This window comes from Enterobacter cloacae complex sp. ECL352 (assembly GCF_020149545.1).
GTDB classification, from domain to species: domain Bacteria; phylum Pseudomonadota; class Gammaproteobacteria; order Enterobacterales; family Enterobacteriaceae; genus Enterobacter; species Enterobacter asburiae_B.
Window position 1 is genome coordinate 741,636 of the sequence record NZ_CP083709.1, and the last position, 18,373, is coordinate 760,008.

An 18,373-nucleotide genomic window follows, 5' to 3' on the forward strand; every position below is an offset into this window, starting at 1 on the left:
TTTAAGGAAATATCATGGCAGATAATCTTTTGGAAATGATCGTCTTTGGCCGACCAGCCACGGTTAACAGGAAAGGCCCTAAATCTTTGAAGGAAATCTGGCAATCGAAAGTTTTTAATTCTGCAAGAGCAGGATATACTGGCATGCCGGTTAAGTATAAGACAACTTTTAAAATTTTTTATTTCCCACATAACAATTCCTATTCAGACGTAGACAACGGACTTAAATTTACCATTGATGCCCTGGCTCCGGTAGTCATGGAGAATGACAGGCAAATAACGCGCATTATTGCTGAGCGATTCGTGAAGGAACCTGGAAAATCCCTTGTCGTTCCATTATCCCTAGCTCCCTCAATTGCTAAAATATTAGAAATGAGAGAAAACAACTCGCCTGCAGAATACATGACCTTAATTAAACTTGAAGAATATAAATGCAATGGGGGCAAACTATGGTAAACTATTATGATTATTACCATTACCAACTTGAATTAATTAAAACAGAATATATTTTAAAAGAGTATGCTGTTTATGAAGACTTACCAAGAAGACCTTTATATAAAAACTTTCTATTTGATTTAGTTGCAATTAGCAAAGACAAAAAAGAAATTATAATCATAGAAATAGTAAATAAGCGTCACGGCGACCATTACCATAAGCGTATAAGAATGATGGAAGAATTAACCACCCATCCTTTTTTACATCACTATTTTAATGTTGATAAAGATGCTCAAATATTAGTTGACTTTAGATATATTGATAATCGAGAGAGTGAGCAATCGGAAATAAATGCTAAGATCCAAGAAAAATTTTCTGATGATAATATAGCTATTATTCTTTCCGAAAGAATACCACCACTTTATCTTAATAACGAAAGCACTGCAACCAATTCATTTATTAGAGACTGGATTTATATAGCAAGAATGATTCGTTCCATGTTCTCTTTTCACAGAGCACAAAATAATAATCATCAAAACAAGAATTCAACCCTTGATTATTTCAACCTGATACTTTACGAATTTGACATACATCCTCTGGAACAAATTAATGCAGAAGTGAGAGACCTTTACACGCTATATTCAATCGTGCTAAGTGTTATCGAAGGAAATAAAGTATCAGAACTTGAAGCCAAAGAAATGAGATGGCATCTAAAATACCTACAACAGCAATTCAAAATAAAAATTACATCAGAAAGAAATAAATAACAATGCAAATTTAGCCGTAATTAACTTTACGGCTAAAATAAATAATAATTCAATCTTTACCTCCCTGCCCCGCAGCGCTACAATGCCCGCCCTTAAAGTGGGGGATCTCCCCTTACCGCTGCACCTGGTGCACGCGGATCTGACCTGTCATCAGAACGAGAACAAACATGTTTAAACCGGAACTCCTTTCCCCGGCGGGAACGCTGCAAAATATGCGTTACGCTTTCGCCTATGGTGCCGACGCCGTTTATGCGGGCCAGCCGCGCTACTCGCTGCGCGTGCGCAACAACGAATTCAACCACGAGAACCTGCAGCTCGGCATCAACGAAGCGCATGCCCTGGGCAAGAAATTCTACGTGGTCGTGAACATCGCGCCGCACAACGCCAAGCTGAAAACGTTCATCCGCGACCTGAAGCCGGTGGTGGATATGGGGCCGGACGCGCTGATCATGTCGGACCCGGGTTTAATCATGCTGGTTCGGGAGAATTTCCCGGAGATGGATATTCACCTCTCCGTACAGGCTAACGCCGTCAACTGGGCGACAGTCAAGTTCTGGAAACAGATGGGGCTGACCCGCGTCATTCTTTCCCGCGAGCTTTCGCTGGAAGAGATCGAAGAGATCCGCACCCAGGTGCCGGATATGGAAATCGAAATCTTCGTTCACGGCGCGCTGTGCATGGCCTACTCCGGCCGCTGCCTGCTCTCCGGCTATATCAACAAGCGCGACCCGAACCAGGGCACCTGCACCAACGCCTGCCGCTGGGAATATAACGTCCAGGAAGGCAAAGAGGATGACGTCGGCAACATCGTCCACAAGCACGAGCCTATCCCGGTGACTAACGTTGAGCCTACGCTGGGCATCGGCGCGCCAACCGACAGCGTGTTTATGATTGAAGAAGCCAAACGTCCGGGCGAGTACATGACCGCCTTTGAAGACGAGCACGGCACCTACATCATGAACTCGAAAGATCTGCGCGCCATCGCCCACGTTGAGCGTCTGACCCAGATGGGCGTGCACTCCCTGAAGATCGAAGGCCGCACCAAATCCTATTACTACTGCGCGCGTACCGCGCAGGTGTACCGCAAAGCCATCGACGATGCGGCGGCCGGTAAACCGTTCGATACCAGCCTGCTGGAAACCCTGGAAGGCCTGGCGCACCGCGGCTATACCGAAGGCTTCCTGCGCCGTCATACCCATGACGACTACCAGAACTACGAGCACGGCTACTCCGTTTCCGAGCGCCAGCAGTTTGTCGGCGACTTTACCGGCGAGCGTAAAGGCGCGCTGGCGGCCGTCGCGGTGAAAAACAAATTCACCAAAGGCGACAGCCTGGAGCTGATGACCCCGCAGGGCAACATGAACTTTACGCTGGAGCATCTGGAAAACGGCAAAGGCGAGGCGATTGACGTGGCGCCGGGCGACGGCCATACCGTCTGGCTGCCGGTTCCGGAAGAGGTGGAGCTGAAGTTCGCGCTGCTGATGCGTAACTTCAACGGTGAAAGCACCCGAAACCCACACGGCAAATAGTTAATCAGGGAAATTTTTTCGCGCTGGGATAATTCTTAGAATCGGATCACATACCGCTTCGTTCAATACGGGTATTATCCCCCCGCTGAAAAACATAACCCATAAATGCTAGCTGTACCAGGAACCACCTCCTTAGCCTGCGTAATCTCCCTTACGCGGGCTTATTTTTTGCCTTCTCTCTCCTCAACCCAGGCAATCAGTTCGTCGATTTGCCCCTCCGAGAACACGGCTATCCCATGCTCTGCGAGCAACGATGCAGCAACACCCCTCCCCGCTTTATGGATCCCGCGAAAAGATCCGTCATAGATAAACTGACTGCCGCACGTTGGGCTGCCATCGGTTAATAGTGCTGCGCTACACCCCGACTCCTGAGCAGCGCGTAGCGCGAGCCAGGCTGCAAGCTGATACTGCTCAGTCACATCCTGCCCTGTATTTTCACTAATTCTGGCTTGCCCGCGCATTACGTCTTTGCCATCAGCGGACATAATCTCTGCCGGAGGACGAGGTACAGGCATCCCGGCCGCAAGTTCAGGGCAGTGGATAACCAGACGCTGTTCCTGCTGCCAGCGCTTGAGCTGCTCGTTCATTCGCGCTTTTACACTTCCGTTATAACGAATCTTGAAGCCCATCAGGCACGCGCTTACCAAAATTTTATTCATCATCACTTTCCTGTGATTACGTTACTATCATCGCTGGAGTGTAACGCGCTTTCGGGCATATTTTGTTCCTTTCATCCTGTTCTTACCCGCTTTTTTCCTCTCTGCTATACACTCTTACTAACGCTAAAAAAGGGAGCAGCGCGGATGGCAACCTATTCAGACAGTTTATTGATTCTCAATGGCAAAAGCGCGGGCAACGATCCGTTGCGTCAGGCAATTCAGAGTTTGCGTGACGACGGCGCGCGCATTCACGTCAGGGTGACGTGGGAAAAAGGCGACGCGGCACGCTATATCAATGAAGCCCTCGGGCTTGGCGTCAACACCATCATTTCCGGCGGCGGCGACGGCACCATCAATGAGATTGCGTCAGCGCTTATCGACCTGCCCCCGGCAGACCGGCCGGTGATGGGCATTTTACCGCTCGGTACCGCCAATGATTTTGCCACCAGCGCCGGGATCCCTGAGGAGTTAGAGAAGGCGCTTCAGCTGGCAATCCTCGGCAAGGCCACCGCTGTGGATATTGCGCAGGTGAATGATAAAACCTGTTTTATCAATATGGCGACGGGCGGGTTTGGCACACGCATCACCAGCGAAACGCCGGAAAAGCTGAAGGCGGCGCTGGGCGGCGTATCGTACCTGATCCACGGCCTGATGCGCATGGACACCCTCAAGCCTGACCGCTGCGAAATTCGCGGCGAGGATTTTCAGTGGCAGGGTGACGCGCTGGTAATTGGGATTGGCAACGGGCGTCAGGCGGGCGGCGGGCAGCAGCTGTGCCCGGAGGCGCTGATCAATGACGGTCAGCTACAGCTGCGTATTTTCACGGGCGACGGCCTGCTGCCCGCGCTGTTTACCACGCTGACGCAGCCGGAAGAGAGTCCAAATATCATCGCCGGGAAATCGGCGTGGTTTGAAGTGAATGCTCCGCACGGGATGACCTTTAACCTCGACGGAGAGCCGCTGAGCGGAACGCAGTTCCGCATTGAGGTGTTGCCCGGCGCGCTGCAGTGCAGGCTGCCGCCGGACTGCGTGCTTTTGCGCTGATTGTATTGCCGGGTGGCGGCTACGCCTTACCCGGCCTACGTTTCACCCTCAGGTCAGGCAATCGTGACTTTGCTGTCCAGATAGACGTCCTGAACCGCATTGATCAGCTTCACGCCGTCAGCCATCGATTTCTTAAACGCCTTGCGACCAAGGATCAGCCCCATGCCGCCCGCGCGTTTGTTGATCACAGCCGTACGCACCGCGTCTGACAGGTCGGTATCACCGCCCGCCGCGCCGCCTGAGTTAATCAGCCCCGCGCGGCCCATGTAGCAGTTCGCCAGCTGGTAGCGCACCAGGTCGATCGGGTTATCGCTGGTCAGCTTGCTGTAAACGCGATCGTCGGTATAGCCAAAGTTCACCGCTTTATAGCCGCCGTTATTCTCGGCCATTTTCTGCTTCACAATATCTGCGCCGATGGTCGCCGCCAGGTGGTTCGCCTGCCCGGTCAGGTCGGCCGACACGTGGTAATCCACGCCGTCTTTCTTGAACGCGTTATTGCGCAGATATGCCCACAGTACGGTCACCATGCCCAGCTCGTGCGCGCGCTCAAACGCCGCGGAGATCTCTTCAATCTGACGGCGAGACTGCTCAGAGCCGAAATAGATGGTCGCCCCTACCGCCACCGCCCCCATGTTGAACGCCTGCTCGACGCTGGCGTAGAGGGTCTGGTCATATTCGGTTGGGTAGCTAAGAGTTTCGTTATGGTTCAGCTTCACAAGGAACGGAATGCGGTGGGCATAGCGGCGCGAAACCGAAGCCAGCACGCCGTAAGTAGAGGCCACGCAGTTACAGCCCGCCTCAATCGCCAGCTCAACAATGTTCTTCGGATCGAAGTAGAGCGGGTTCGCCGCGAAAGACGCGCCCGCCGAGTGCTCAACGCCCTGGTCCACAGGCAGAATAGAGAGATACCCGGTGCCGCCGAGCCGCCCGGTGTTGTATAGCGTCTGCATATTTCGCAGGACCGCAGGCGGACGATTGTTGTCGATCATCACGCGGTCAACGTAGTCATGACCAGGCAGATACAGCTGGTCGGCTGGAATGGTCATACAACGATGCTGTAAAAGGCTGTCGGCGTCTTTGCCAAGCAACTGCGCAATATCAGTCATGTGATACTCCCGTAAGTCCGACGTCGTGTCGGTGTGTGTTTATCCAGTCCCATCTTTTATGGGCAGACTAAGCCTGGTACCGACTTAACAGATTTTCCACCCTTTGCATTTTTTTTCAGCACAATCTGCTGGCTCGATTCGTGTACAACAAAACTGTTACATTGATCAAACAATCGCCACAAAGGTATTTAAAAGGTATTATTGAGTGGTATGTTAAAGGCGTACCCTCTCTGACATGCAGGATTAAAAAATGAAAACGAAAGTCCAACTGTCATTCATGATGTTTGTTGAATGGTTTATCTGGGGCGCGTGGTTTGTGCCGCTGTGGCTGTGGCTGAGCAAAAGCGGTTTTACAGCCGGGGAAATCGGCTGGTCTTACGCCTGTACCGCCATTGCCGCTATCCTCTCCCCGATTCTGGTCGGCTCGCTGACGGACCGCTTCTTTGCCGCGCAGAAAGTGCTGGCGGTGCTGATGTTCGCCGGTGCGATTCTGATGTACTTCGCCGCACAGCAAACCCAGTTCAGCACCTTCTTCCCGCTGCTGCTGGTTTACTCCCTGACCTATATGCCGACCATCGCGCTGACCAACAGTATCGCCTTTGCCAACGTGGACGACGTCGAGGCCGATTTCCCGCGCATCCGCGTGATGGGCACCATCGGCTGGATCGCCTCCGGGCTGGCGTGCGGATTCCTGCCGCAGATGCTGGGCTACAGCGATATTTCCGATACCAATATCCCGCTGCTGATGACGGCAGCCAGCTCCGCCCTGCTCGGCGTCTTTGCCCTGTTCCTGCCGAATACGCCGCCGAAAAGTACCGGCAAGCTGGACTTCAAAGTGATGCTCGGGCTGGACGCGCTGATCCTGCTGCGCGACAGAAACTTCCTGGTGTTCTTCTTCTGCTCGTTCCTGTTCGCCATGCCGCTGGCCTTCTATTACATCTTCGCCAACGGCTATCTCACCGAAGTGGGGATGAAAAACGCCACCGGCTGGATGACGCTCGGCCAGTTCTCCGAAATCTTCTTTATGCTGGCGCTGCCGTTCTTTACCAAACGCTTTGGTATTAAGAAGGTCTTACTGCTGGGTCTGATCACCGCCGCCATCCGCTACGGGTTCTTCGTTTACGGCGGAGCGGAACAGTACTTCACCTACGCCCTGCTGTTCCTCGGCATTCTGCTGCACGGCGTGAGCTACGACTTCTACTACGTCACCGCGTACATCTACGTGGATAAAAAAGCGCCGGTGCACATGCGCACCGCCGCGCAGGGCCTGATTACGCTGTGCTGCCAGGGCTTTGGGAGCCTGCTGGGCTACCGCCTGGGCGGCGTGATGATGGAAAAAATGTTCGCATACAAAGAGCCGGTGAATGGGCTGACCTTCAACTGGGCCGGAATGTGGGCGTTTGGTGCAATCATGATTGCCGTGATTGCCGTGCTGTTTATGCTGTTTTTCCGCGAATCGGATAAAGAGATCGCCGCAATTGAGGTGGTTGATGGCGATGCCGCGCTGACACAGGGGGAAGTTAAATGAAACAAGAACGTGTTCTCGGTGCTCTTTACGGGCAGGCGTTAGGGGATGCGATGGGCATGCCGTCGGAGCTGTGGCCGAGAAAGCGCGTCAAAGCGCACTTCGGCTGGATCGACCGCTTTTTACCCGGCCCGGCAGAGAATAATGCGGCCTGCTATTTCAAACAGGCAGAGTTCACCGACGATACCTCAATGGCGCTGTGCCTGGCGGACGCGATTATTGAGTGTGAGGGAGACATTAACGCGGACGTTATCGGCAAGCATATTCTTCGCTGGGCGCTCGATTTCGATGCGTTTAATAAGAACGTGCTCGGCCCGACCTCCAAAATCGCGCTTAACGCGATTCGCGACGGGAAACCGGTCAGCGAACTGGACAACAACGGCGTGACCAACGGGGCGGCGATGCGCGCCTCCCCGCTGGGCTGCCTGCTTCCGGCCACGCGTCTGGAACACTTTGTTGAGCAGGTGGCGCTGGCCTCCAGCCCAACCCATAAATCGGACCTCGCCATTGCCGGCGCGGTGGTGATTGCCTGGGCGATTTCGCGCGCCGTCGACGGTGAAAGCTGGCAGAACATCGTCGATGCGCTGCCGGGTATCGCCCGCTATGCGCAGGAGGCGAAAACCACCACCTTCAGCGCGTCGCTGGCGGCACGTATTGAGCTGGCGCTTAAGACCGTGCGGGAAGCCAACGGGGTTGAGTCCGCCAGCGAGCAGGTGTACCAGCTCGTGGGGGCCGGAACCAGCACCATTGAGTCCGTTCCGGCGGCCATTGCGATGGTCGAACTGGCGGGAACCGACCCGAACCGCTGCGCCATTTTATGCGCCAACCTGGGCGGCGACACCGACACCATTGGCGCGATGGCAACGGCCATCTGCGGCGCGCTCCACGGCGTGCAGGCGATTGACCCGGCGCTGAAGGCCGAGCTCGACGCCGTTAACCGGCTCGATTTCGGCCACTATTGCGAGAAACTGCTGCACTACCGGGAGCAAAGGGAGGGCGTATGAATGCATTTGCCCAACGTCTCGACACCCTGCACGCCACGCGCCCGGTGACGGTGCTGGGCGCGGCGGTGATAGACGTCATCGCCGACGCCTACGCCCTGCCCTGGCGCGGGTGCGATATCGAACTTAAGCAGCAGGGCGTGAATATCGGCGGCTGCGCGCTGAATATCGCCATCGCCCTGAAGCGGCTCGGCATTACGGCGCAAAACGCTCTGCCCGTCGGTCACGGCGTCTGGGCGGATATTATCCGCAACGCCATGGCGAAGCAGGATCTGCACAGCGCCGTGGAGGCCGATACGGGCGACAACGGCTGGTGCCTGGCGCTGGTTGAGCCTGACGGCGAGCGCACCTTTATGTCCTTTAGCGGTGTGGAGAACCAGTGGCAGCAGAGCTGGCTTGATGTGCTTAACATCCCGTCGAACAGCCTGGTTTATTTATCCGGCTATCAGCTGGCCTCGCCGTGCGGCGAGCTGCTGACACGCTGGCTGGAGGGGTTGCAGGACGTGACGGCCTTTATCGATTTCGGTCCCCGCATCGCGGATATCCCCGACGCGCTGATGGCGCGGATAATGGCCTGCAGGCCAATTGTGTCACTCAATCGTCAGGAGGCGGAACTTGCCGCAGAAAGACTGGGCGTTGAAGTGGAAACCCTCGGCACGCAGTGGCAGCAGCGTTTCGGTGCGGCGCTGATTGTGCGCCATGATAAAGACGGTGCCGCGTGGTATGACGGTGACGTCTCGGGCGTCGTTTCGGCGTTCCCGGCTACGGTTGTGGACACCATTGGCGCTGGCGACAGCCACGCGGGCGGCACGCTTGCCGGGCTGGCGGCGGGATGGTCACTGGCAGACGCCGTTCTGCTGGGGAATGCCGTGGCGTCCTGGGTAGTCAGCCACCGCGGCGGGGACTGCGCCCCGACTCGCGACGAATTATTCCTCGCACACAAAGACGTATAGATCGCTGCGGCAGTAGCTGATGCTGTACTCAATCGGCCGGTGCTGTTGGTCAAGCGCAACCTGCTTGATCACCAGCACCGGTATTTTTTCGTCCATCTTAATGTGCGCCTGAAACTCGCTGTCCGGCATACGGGCGCTGACCCGTGAACGGGTGCGCTGCGGGAAAATATTCTGCGTGCGGAAGTAATCGTACAGCGAAATGCCAATCGCATCCGGATCGGGAATGAGCCCGACCGGCACCCAGGACTCTTCAATCGATACCGCATCGTCATCCACATAGCGAATACGCTTGAGCAAAAAGACCTCGCTGTCCGGAGGGACCGACAGATGGTTTGCGACCTCTTCCGGGCACTTCACCACCCGCTTGTTGACCCACAGCGTATTCGGCTTTTGACCGCGCAGCACCACCTGCTGGGAAAAGCCGCGCGCCTCTTTCAGCGAATATTCAAAGATATTGTTGATTTGCGTGCCATAGCCACGGGAGCGGGTGACAACGCCCTCTTCCTCCAGCGCCTGCATCGCCTTTCGCACGGTGATGCGCGACACGCCGGTTAACTGGCTCAGATCGCGCTCGCCGGGCAAAATATTCCCGTGCTCCAGCACCCCGCTGCGCACCGCGTTTTTTACCGTTTCGGCAAATTTCAGGTACAGCGGCGTGTTGTCTGCTGCTGAGATCCGTTCATTCAGTTGAGCGATTAACCGGGTATGCGCTTGTTCCATCTCTGTTTTCTCAGGCGTGGTGTTTCCTGCCAGTATACTGGGTTACCACCATGCATGAAAATGATGAACCGGTCCAATACCGTGACCCACTTCCAGAGTATCGGCTTTTGCCAGCGCCGCAGAGAGCCAGGTTTTCGCTTCGCGCACCGTATCGGCCCAGCCGTCATGCCGCGGGCGCAGCGCCGCCAGCGCGGCGGAGAGCGTACAGCCCGTGCCGTGGGTGTTTTTGGTCTGCACGCGCGGCGCGGTAAAGCGTACTTCGCCGTCGCGGGTAAAGAGCCAGTCCGGGCTTTCAGCGTCATCCAGATGACCGCCCTTCATCAGCACCGCCCCGCAGCCCATCGCCAGCAGCGCGTTTCCCTGCGCTTTCATCTCGCATTCAGTTTGCGCATGCGATGTGCCTAAGAGCGCGGCAGCTTCTGGCAGATTGGGCGTGATAAGCGCCACCTGCGGCAGTAGCTTTGTACGCAGCGTCTCCACGGCGGAGGCGGAAAGCAGCGGGTCGCCGCTTTTCGCCAGCATGACGGTATCCAGCACCACGTTTTGCACCTGATAGCGCTTAAGCCGCTCGGCCACCGCTTCCACAATATCCGTCTCGGCCAGCATGCCGGTCTTGGTGGTATCGATGCGCACATCGCTGAATACAGAATCCAGCTGCGCGGCAACAAAATCCGGCTCGATACGGTAGACCGACTGCACGCCGCGCGTGTTTTGCGCCACCAGCGCGGTAATGACCGAGCAGCCGTACGCGCCAAGGGCCGAGAAGGTTTTGAGATCGGCCTGGATACCCGCGCCGCCGCTGGGATCGGTACCGGCAATGGTCAGGGCGTTAATCCGTTTCATGCCTGCTCCTCCAGCGTATAGAGCGCATCCAGGAACGCGCTGGCAAAACTGCCTGACCCACGTGACTGCGCAACGGCCACCGTTCCGGCCCGCTTCATCCATCCGCAGGCGGCAGCGACGTTATCCATCCGGTCGCCGGGCAGCGAGCAGCTCGCCGCCACAACGGCAGAAAGCGCGCATCCGGTTCCCACTACGCGCGTCATCAACGGATCGCCGCCCGTTACCTTGCGTGTACGTTGCCCGTCAGTGATGTAATCCACCTCACCGGTGACGACCACAACGGCATTGGTCTGGCGAGCCAGCGCCTGTGCAGCGGGCACCGCGCTGGCTGCGGTATCGGTCGTATCGACGCCGCGCCCGCCCGCGCTCATTCCGGCAAGGGCCAGAATCTCGGAAGCATTGCCGCGAATGGCGGCCGGTTTCAGGGCAAGGATTTGATGGCAAAAACGGGTGCGGAACGTCAGGGCACCCGCGGCAACCGGGTCCAGCGTCCAGGGCTTGCCTGCCGCCACCGCGCTTTCTATTGCCCGACGCATCGACTGGGCGCGCGGCGAGGTCAGCGTGCCAACGTTAATCAGCAGTGCATCGGCGATGCCGGCAAACTGTTCAGCCTCTTCGGCCTCAATCACCATCGCGGGTGATGCGCCAAGCGCCAGTAAAACGTTGGCCGTAAAGGTCTGTACGACATCGTTGGTCATACAGTGGGTCAGCGGAGAACGGGTTCGGAAGTGGTGTAAAACGTGTAAATCGAGCAGGTCAGGCTGCATGGGTTCGCTCCTGCCTTGCGTGAAGAAGCGATGACCGGGAAGGCATCTGACTTCCCTACGCTGGCATTATCCAGATCAGGTAATACGGGTATTTCTCAGCCTTCACAAAGAAGGGCACCCCGAGTCAAAATACTTTTAAAACAGTTAGTTATGAAACTCATTAACGTTATGTAGTGTAACCGCGGCCCTAGGCCAGGCGCAAGGAGTTTCGATTTATCACACCGTTTGTCACAGCGGAAATCTCCAGGCACTCTTTCCCGTCATTTGCCTACATTTATTACGCTTAAGTTAATTCTGGTTCAGTAATTGTTAATACGTTATTGAAAAACCTTATTACGTACTTTTACTGAGACTATTATTTTTATTTTTTATTACGTGCTCATTCTGTTTTTATAAGATAGGGAAACTTCTTTCGCATGAAAGAATAAGACAATATTAATTTATTTAACTCTATTAAACATTTGTACTTTCATCAATAGCTTAACGCTTCCCTTGATTTATCACACAATCCATAAGTTAATGTATACATTAAATAAACCTCCTCGATGCCGCACCCAGCCCTTTCATTTATTCATATCATTTATGATTTAGATCAAAATCATAAATTTGGGTTTAATCGATAGTTTATTCACACCACTAAAAAAGTTCCGGGCATTGAATATCCAGTGTTGACATACGGAAATACAGATATCCATATGCCACTGAAGCCAAAACTGTTCTGCTTAATTTTGTTTTTTAATACGTTAATGATGTGAGTCCTTCGAATGAAACTTTTTAATAAATCTGTTATTCCTTTTTTTGTATTTGGGGTGGTCGCTGGTAGCGCCGTGAATATTACCAACGCTGCTGCTGCAGTTTGGGATGACGCATCAATCACAGATATTGTGAATGACCATCAAGACCAAATTACGCAAAACAGGGTCGATAGTATTGCTCGCGATCTCTCAACTGAAAATCGCTTAACGCAGGTGGATAGCGACCTTCAATCCACTAAATTAGGTGTTTTGGTTATTGAGCAAGCCACAAATGACGCTTACCAAAAAGCCTTGCTTGCTGGTGCGCTTGCAGATACCGCCAATCAAAAAAGCGATGCGGCTTTACAGGGCGTTATGACGAACGGCACAGAAATTATCAATATGGAAAACGTTAACAAAGTGCAAGATAACCGTCTTGACAGCCTGTAAAATGCCCCTAAACCCACTAACGGCAAAGATGGCAAAGATGGCGTGACGACCACCGTGACGCACATGCAGGTAGACGCAGCAACACAAACTAAAGTGGCTAATAATACCCAGGCAGTTACCGCCACCGCTCAGGATCTGCTGGCAACGAAACAGACGTTACAGGCAATGAATAATAATACCAACCAGCAATTTAAATCACTGCACGATGAAGTAGATAATAATAAGAAGCAAGCCAACGCCGGTATCTCGGGCGCCATGGCGATGGCAGGGTTACCGCAGGTACAAACGAATCAGCATGTTATGTTCTCTGCTGGCGGAGCCACATACAATAGTGAAAGCGCCCTTGCCGTTGGGGCATCCGTTAACTTTAGTTCACATGTGATCGCGAAAGTCAGCTTCTCTGATGATACCGCCAATAATATGGGAGCGTCAGTTGGCGTCGGAATGGGCTTTTAACGAAATACAACTTAAGCATTATTAACTGACGCCATTAAGTTAATAACCCGCTTGCCTCCGGCAAGAATAGCGATGACAGAAAAAACATGCTCAGACATATCATTATTTCAGCGACCCTGTATCTGATGCTCATTGGTGTCGGTATGTGGATAGGCATGATGTACGTCTCCTATTATCTGTGCGTTTTATAAGGTGGACAAAAGTTTAGCCATGAAAACTCAATTAATATGGATTGCACTGATGTTGACGGTAGCGACAACACCGGCTCATGCGATTAACGCGCACTATCGTGCTCAATTAGAACGTTCAGGATGCACTGAGATGAACGCGAATGACGGCTCTTGTGATATCCACAAAACAAAAGCCCAAAATGCGGCGCAGCACGCGACAGCTGCGGGCCACGACCCTTTGCGTGAAGCCACTTTTACTTCGGATGCGGTTAACGCCACGATTTCAAATGGCTTTTTTAACGCCACCATTAACGGCAAAAAGGCCACCGTTAAGCGTCTGAATGCTCATTTCTATGAGATTCACGGTAATGGTTTTGTTATATCGCTAAGCCTTGATGAGAACGGCATTACGGCGGCTTCCTGGAATAAGACGACGGGGCGTAACCACGGCATTTTGCAGGTGTCGCAGAAATAAAGCGAACAAGGAGGCAGTCTGCCTCCTTTTCGGTCAGCGAATGGCACGATTTGTCACACTCTTTTTTATGAATTTACAGTCAGGGCAGAACACACGTAACAGTCTGTTTTTCTTTACCATAAAGTGCAATTTTCTTTCTTAAAAAGGGGATATCCCCTCCCCTGAGCACCATGTCACAAAACAGTAAACAAATTAACCATTGAGCCCCGTGGCAAAAGGCTCTATATTGGCGGCGTTTTTTTCAGGCCCCCATCTGTTTTTTAACTTTTTATTCAATCGTGGCTCATAACGAAGCGGCGGTTGTAGGAGTGATATGATGACGGATAAAGTCCGTATTGACACCGTAGATGCCCACAAAAGCAACGAAACCTATCTGGCCCGTCAGGCCGAGTTTGAATCTAACGTCAGGAGTTATCCGCGCAAACTGCCTTTAGCCATTACTAAAGCAGAAGGCGTGTGGATCACCGATGCAGATAATAAAGAATACCTTGACTGTTTAGCAGGCGCGGGGACCCTTGCGCTTGGCCATAACCATCCTGATGTGCTGAAAAGCATCCAAAATGTCATTACCAGCGGCTTGCCGTTACATACCCTGGATCTGACTACGCCTCTGAAAGACGCGTTTTCTGAATACCTGCTCTCTCTGCTGCCTGGTCAGGGCAAAGAGTACTGCCTGCAGTTCACCGGTCCATCCGGTGCTGACGCCGTTGAAGCGGCGCTGAAGCTGGCGAAAAAAGTGACCGGTCGTAGCGGTATCATCAGCTTCTCTGGTGGTTACCACGGTATGACCCACGGCGCGCTGTCCGTTACCGGCAACCTGTCTCCGAAAGAAGCGGTTGACGGTATGATGCCAGAAGTGCAGTTCATGCCTTACCCGCACGAGTACCGTTGCCCGCTGGGTATCGGTGGTGAAGCGGGCGTGAAAGCGCTGACGTACTACTTCGATAACCTGATCAACGACGTTGAAAGCGGCGTGCGTAAACCTGCTGCGGTGATTCTGGAAGCCGTTCAGGGCGAAGGCGGCGTGAACCCGGCTCCGGCTGAGTGGCTGCAGCGCATCCGTAAAGTGACTCAGGAACACGGCATTCTGCTGATCCTCGACGAAGTTCAGGCTGGCTTTGCCCGTACCGGTAAATTTTTCGCCTTCGAACACGCAGGCATTGAGCCAGACATCATCGTGATGTCTAAAGCCGTAGGTGGCGGTCTGCCGCTGGCCGTTCTCGGTATCAAAAAGCAGTTTGACGCATGGGCACCAGGTCACCACACCGGTACCTTCCGCGGCAACCAGCTGGCGATGGCGACCGGCCTGACCACGCTGAAAATCCTGAAAGATCAGAACATCGCGGGCAAAGTTGCCGCTCAGGGCGAATGGCTGAAAGGCCAGCTGAAAGAGATGGCGAAACGCTATCCTGTTATCGGCCACGTGCGCGGTCTGGGCATGATGATCGGTATTGAGATCGTTAAGCCACACGAAGCCGCTGACCACATGGGCTGCTTCCCGGGCGACGGCGAGCTGTCTGCACTGATTCAGAAGAAGTGCTTCGAAGCCGGTCTGATTCTGGAGCGCGGTGGCCGTAACGGTATCGTTCTGCGTCTGCTGCCGTCTCTGCTGATCAGCGACGAAGAGCTGAAAATCTTCCTGGATAAATTTGAGCAGGCACTGCTTGCTGCGGGCGTTCGCCCGGCGTAACCGGAGTTATTGATTACGATGTCTGATTCAAACCCAATTTTGTTCTCCTCTGCGCAGAGCATTGAAGCTTACCAGCAGGCGATTGAACAAAGCACTCAGGCTGTGATGCAGTGGCTGAAACAGCCTGAGATGTACCAGGGCAAAACGGTCGCGGAACTGCGCGACCGTATTAAGCTGGATTTCAACCCGAAGGGGCTGGGCAACGAAGCGGCGATTGAACGCGCCGTGGAGTTCTTCCTGAAAGACAGCTTGTCCGTTCATCACCCGCAGTGTGTGGCACACCTGCACTGCCCAAGCCTGGTCGTAAGCCAGGCGGCGGAAGTGCTGATCAACGCCACTAACCAGAGTATGGACTCCTGGGATCAAAGCCCGTCCGCAACCATTATCGAGATCAAACTGATCGAGTGGCTGCGTACCCGCGTGGGTTATCAGGCCGGCGACGCAGGTGTCTTCACCAGCGGCGGCACTCAGAGCAACCTGATGGGCCTGATGCTGGCTCGCGATGCGTTCTTCGCGCGTCTGGGTCACTCCGTTCAGCAGGAAGGGCTGGTCGGCGATCTGCGCAAAATTCGCGTGCTGTGCTCCGAAAACGCACACTTCTCCGTGCAGAAAAACATGGCGCTGATGGGTCTGGGCTACCAGTCCGTCGTGCAGGTGAAAACGGACGAATTCTCCCGCATGGATCTGACCGATCTGGCGGCGAAAATCGAACAGTGCAACGCGAACGGCGAGCAGATTCTTGCGATCGTCGCGACGGCAGGTACCACCGATGCCGGTGCTATCGACCCGCTGCGTGCGATTGCAGAGCTGGCCGCGAAGCAGAACATCTGGGTACACGTTGATGCGGCCTGGGGCGGCGCGCTGCTGATGTCTGAGCACTATCGTCACTACCTGGACGGCATCGAGCTGGTGGATTCCGTCACTCTGGACTTCCACAAGCAGTTCTTCCAGACCATCAGCTGCGGCGCGTTCCTGCTAAAAGAAGCGCGTCACTATGAGCTGATGCGCTATCAGGCGGCCTACCTGAACTCTGAGTTCGACGAAGAAGCGGGCGTGCCTAACCTGGTGTCCAAATCTCTGCAGACCACCCGTCGTTTTGACGCGCTGAAGCTGTGGATGAGCCTGGAAGCGCTGGGGCAGGAGCAATACGCGGCGATCATCGATCACGGCGTGACCCTGGCGCAGCAGGTTGCGGCCTACGTGGAAGAGCAGCCTGCTCTGGAACTGGTTATGCAGCCACAGCTGGCAAGCGTTCTGTTCCGCTTCCGCGGACAGGTTCAGATGGATGACGCGGGCATCGCCCTGCTAAACCAGAAAATTGGTGATGCGCTGCTGGAATCTGGCCGTGCGAACGTTGGTGTGACCGAGCACAACGGCGTCACCTGCCTGAAGCTGACGCTGCTGAACCCAACCGTGACGCTGGAAGATATTAAAATCCTGCTGTCTCTGGTTGAGCGCACCGCGCAGGAAGTTCTGGCTAAGTAATACGACACCCCTCTTCCGCCGGGAGAGGGGTTATTTTTATACGCCTGCCCACCACATTCTTAATTTTAAACCCCAGTAACTCGTCCAGCCCGTCGTGGTGCTGACCACATTACCCTTCGACACAATGACCAGCGTCGGCGTGACGCTCACCTGCCACTGCTGCGACAACGCACCATTTTCATCGTTAATCACCGGCATTTTCAGCTGTTTCTTTTCAACCCAGCGCGCAAGTTTTGCATCATCGCCGGAACGCATGGCAATGCTTACGACGTTGCCCCCCTCTTTCGCCAGTTTATTGACCGAAGGCGTCGTGTAACGGCATATGCTGCACCAGGTCGCCCAGACGTAAATCAGCAGCGGCCGTTCATGGCTAAGCGCCGCGATATCGTGAATATTGCCATCGATGCTCTGCATAGGTGTTGCACTAAAACTGGCGGGGAGTGTCGGTTTTCGATACCGATCAACACCCCACACTACGGCCAGCGTCAGCAGAACGAGTATGATCCCTTCCCGCACCCAGCGGCGCAGTCGACTGATTTTGCGGTTATCCATTGTGACCTCATGTTTCAACGAAGGTCATCTTAACGAGCAATACGCCATCACGCTGTAAAGAATTGTCGCGTCTGTATGATGGTAATGATCATGTCATCGATTAGGCATACCAAATGCAAAACGATTATCAGATAGGTTCATTTTTGTTACATTTTTTATCGAACAAGCCATAGTCTGATATTTAAAATAGGCAGGTTGCCGTATTGTTGACAGGCAAAAACAAACTTAAAAACCGTTCAACTGGAGAAAAAATGGCTAAGTGTAAATGGCTGCTTCTTGGTGTCGCGATGTCTCTGGGAAGCGCGGCGAATGCAGCGCCACAAGCAGCATCCGGCATCAAGGCCTATGAAGAACAAGAGTTCATCGCGGACTTTACGAAATTCAAGATTGGCGACACGGCGCCGGCGCAGTATCAAACGCCGGAATACACCATCAAACAGTACCAGCTGCGTAACCTGCCGGCTCCGGATGCCGGAACCCACTGGACCTACATGGGTGAGAACTACGTGCTGATTGGCGATGCTGATGGCAAGATCTACAAAGCCTACAATGGAGATATTTTCTATCACCGCTAACGCAATTCTGATTCGCCCCTGGCAGGAAAGCGATCGTCCTTTCCTGCGCACGCTCTACCTCCACGCCCGGCGCGAAGCCTGGCCATGGCTGGACAGTGCAGACTGGCAGCTTGAAGACTTTGACGCGGCAACCCGCGACGAAGTGATTTGGGTTGCTGTTCAGAACGGTCATCGCCTGGGTTTTGCCTCCGTCTGGACGAACGATAATTTCCTGCACAACCTGTTTGTCGATCCGCAGTATCAGAGCCTGGGCGTCGGGCATGAGTTGCTTGAACACGTACAGAAGACGTTTACCAGTAAGGGTTCACTTAAGTGTCTGGTGAAGAATGCGCGGGCTATTGCGTTTTACCAGCGACACGGCTGGCACATAGAGGCGACGGGTGATTCTCCGGACGGAGAGTATTATTTGATGCACTATCGGTTGGGTTAAAGTCGGGT

Annotated in this window: 20 protein-coding genes and 1 riboswitch; of the genes, 14 read left to right on the plus strand and 6 right to left on the minus strand. The window is 53.9% G+C overall.

The window, feature by feature from the left end; genetic code table 11:
- Positions 1–14 precede the first annotated feature (14 nt).
- From LBF07_RS03485 to yegQ, 3 genes are all read left to right on the plus strand, one after another.
- Complete coding sequence (locus LBF07_RS03485; protein ID WP_094934060.1) at positions 15–455, plus strand: RusA family crossover junction endodeoxyribonuclease; 441 nt, start codon at positions 15–17, stop codon at positions 453–455.
- Complete coding sequence (locus LBF07_RS03490; protein WP_094934061.1) at positions 449–1,201, plus strand: hypothetical protein; 753 nt, start codon at positions 449–451, stop codon at positions 1,199–1,201. The genes LBF07_RS03485 and LBF07_RS03490 overlap by 7 nt, the downstream gene beginning before the upstream one ends.
- A gap of 167 nt (positions 1,202–1,368) precedes the next feature.
- Positions 1,369–2,730 (plus strand): tRNA 5-hydroxyuridine modification protein YegQ, encoded by a 1,362-nt coding sequence (gene yegQ, locus LBF07_RS03495; RefSeq protein ID WP_023312421.1) that lies wholly within the window; start codon positions 1,369–1,371, stop codon positions 2,728–2,730.
- 161 nt (positions 2,731–2,891) lie between these two features.
- Here yegQ and LBF07_RS03500 read toward each other — a convergent pair whose 3' ends face one another.
- Positions 2,892–3,392 (minus strand): DUF523 domain-containing protein, encoded by a 501-nt coding sequence (locus tag LBF07_RS03500; RefSeq protein WP_094934062.1) that lies wholly within the window; start codon positions 3,390–3,392, stop codon positions 2,892–2,894.
- A gap of 141 nt (positions 3,393–3,533) precedes the next feature.
- On the opposite strand from LBF07_RS03500, the gene yegS reads away from it, so the two are divergent.
- Positions 3,534–4,433 (plus strand): lipid kinase YegS, encoded by a 900-nt coding sequence (gene yegS, locus LBF07_RS03505; protein WP_094934063.1) that lies wholly within the window; start codon positions 3,534–3,536, stop codon positions 4,431–4,433.
- Positions 4,434–4,486: 53 nt separating this feature from the next.
- On the opposite strand, the gene fbaB is transcribed toward yegS, so the two are convergent.
- Entirely contained in the window at positions 4,487–5,539 is a 1,053-nt protein-coding gene (gene fbaB / locus LBF07_RS03510) for a class I fructose-bisphosphate aldolase (RefSeq protein ID WP_023312424.1), read from the minus strand.
- A 250-nt stretch (positions 5,540–5,789) separates the two neighbouring features.
- On the opposite strand from fbaB, the gene LBF07_RS03515 reads away from it, so the two are divergent.
- From LBF07_RS03515 to LBF07_RS03525, 3 genes are read left to right on the plus strand one after another with little or no spacing between them, the layout of a single operon-like run.
- A complete protein-coding gene (locus tag LBF07_RS03515; RefSeq protein WP_094934064.1) occupies positions 5,790–7,067 on the plus strand; it encodes a nucleoside permease in 1,278 nt (425 codons plus the stop codon).
- Positions 7,064–8,068: an ADP-ribosylglycohydrolase family protein gene (locus LBF07_RS03520; protein ID WP_094934065.1), complete on the plus strand. Its 1,005-nt coding sequence runs from the start codon at positions 7,064–7,066 to the stop codon at positions 8,066–8,068. The genes LBF07_RS03515 and LBF07_RS03520 overlap by 4 nt, the downstream gene beginning before the upstream one ends.
- The gene (locus LBF07_RS03525) at positions 8,065–9,018 is read left to right on the plus strand and encodes a PfkB family carbohydrate kinase (protein WP_094934068.1); all 954 of its coding nucleotides are present in this window, start codon (positions 8,065–8,067) and stop codon (positions 9,016–9,018) included. The genes LBF07_RS03520 and LBF07_RS03525 overlap by 4 nt, the downstream gene beginning before the upstream one ends.
- On the opposite strand, the gene LBF07_RS03530 is transcribed toward LBF07_RS03525, so the two are convergent.
- From LBF07_RS03530 to thiM, 3 genes are read right to left on the minus strand one after another with little or no spacing between them, the layout of a single operon-like run.
- Positions 8,992–9,738 carry a GntR family transcriptional regulator gene (locus tag LBF07_RS03530; protein ID WP_094934070.1) on the minus strand — a complete coding sequence of 249 codons (747 nt, stop codon included), beginning with the start codon at positions 9,736–9,738 and terminating at the stop codon, positions 8,992–8,994. The genes LBF07_RS03525 and LBF07_RS03530 overlap by 27 nt on opposite strands.
- Positions 9,739–9,780: 42 nt before the next feature.
- Entirely contained in the window at positions 9,781–10,581 is an 801-nt protein-coding gene (thiD, locus tag LBF07_RS03535; protein WP_094934072.1) for a bifunctional hydroxymethylpyrimidine kinase/phosphomethylpyrimidine kinase, read from the minus strand.
- Positions 10,578–11,348: a hydroxyethylthiazole kinase gene (gene thiM / locus LBF07_RS03540; protein WP_094934075.1), complete on the minus strand. Its 771-nt coding sequence runs from the start codon at positions 11,346–11,348 to the stop codon at positions 10,578–10,580. The genes thiD and thiM overlap by 4 nt, the downstream gene beginning before the upstream one ends.
- A 35-nt stretch (positions 11,349–11,383) precedes the next feature.
- Positions 11,384–11,480, minus strand: a riboswitch (TPP riboswitch).
- A 632-nt stretch (positions 11,481–12,112) separates the two neighbouring features.
- Here thiM and LBF07_RS03545 point away from each other — a divergent pair.
- The 5 genes from LBF07_RS03545 to LBF07_RS03565 all read left to right on the plus strand — a co-directional run bounded on the left by LBF07_RS03545 (position 12,113) and on the right by LBF07_RS03565 (position 16,808).
- Complete coding sequence (locus LBF07_RS03545) at positions 12,113–12,532, plus strand: hypothetical protein (protein ID WP_094934089.1); 420 nt, start codon at positions 12,113–12,115, stop codon at positions 12,530–12,532.
- A gap of 42 nt (positions 12,533–12,574) precedes the next feature.
- Positions 12,575–12,988 (plus strand): YadA C-terminal domain-containing protein, encoded by a 414-nt coding sequence (locus LBF07_RS03550; protein ID WP_224435108.1) that lies wholly within the window; start codon positions 12,575–12,577, stop codon positions 12,986–12,988.
- A 210-nt stretch (positions 12,989–13,198) separates the two neighbouring features.
- Positions 13,199–13,633: a hypothetical protein gene (locus LBF07_RS03555; protein ID WP_094934092.1), complete on the plus strand. Its 435-nt coding sequence runs from the start codon at positions 13,199–13,201 to the stop codon at positions 13,631–13,633.
- Between the two features lie 313 nt (positions 13,634–13,946).
- Complete coding sequence (locus LBF07_RS03560; RefSeq protein ID WP_014884533.1) at positions 13,947–15,323, plus strand: diaminobutyrate--2-oxoglutarate transaminase; 1,377 nt, start codon at positions 13,947–13,949, stop codon at positions 15,321–15,323.
- Between the two features lie 18 nt (positions 15,324–15,341).
- Positions 15,342–16,808, plus strand: a complete 1,467-nt coding sequence (locus LBF07_RS03565) for an aspartate aminotransferase family protein (protein WP_094934094.1) — start codon at positions 15,342–15,344, stop codon at positions 16,806–16,808.
- A 36-nt stretch (positions 16,809–16,844) separates the two neighbouring features.
- Here LBF07_RS03565 and LBF07_RS03570 read toward each other — a convergent pair whose 3' ends face one another.
- Positions 16,845–17,360 (minus strand): protein disulfide oxidoreductase, encoded by a 516-nt coding sequence (locus LBF07_RS03570; RefSeq protein ID WP_094934097.1) that lies wholly within the window; start codon positions 17,358–17,360, stop codon positions 16,845–16,847.
- Positions 17,361–17,611: 251 nt separating this feature from the next.
- On the opposite strand from LBF07_RS03570, the gene LBF07_RS03575 reads away from it, so the two are divergent.
- Both LBF07_RS03575 and LBF07_RS03580 read left to right on the plus strand, forming a co-directional pair.
- A complete protein-coding gene (locus tag LBF07_RS03575; RefSeq protein ID WP_094934099.1) occupies positions 17,612–17,935 on the plus strand; it encodes an RcnB family protein in 324 nt (107 codons plus the stop codon).
- Positions 17,910–18,365 (plus strand): GNAT family N-acetyltransferase, encoded by a 456-nt coding sequence (locus tag LBF07_RS03580; protein ID WP_224435109.1) that lies wholly within the window; start codon positions 17,910–17,912, stop codon positions 18,363–18,365. Before LBF07_RS03575 ends, LBF07_RS03580 begins: the two co-directional genes overlap by 26 nt.
- Positions 18,366–18,373 lie beyond the last annotated feature (8 nt).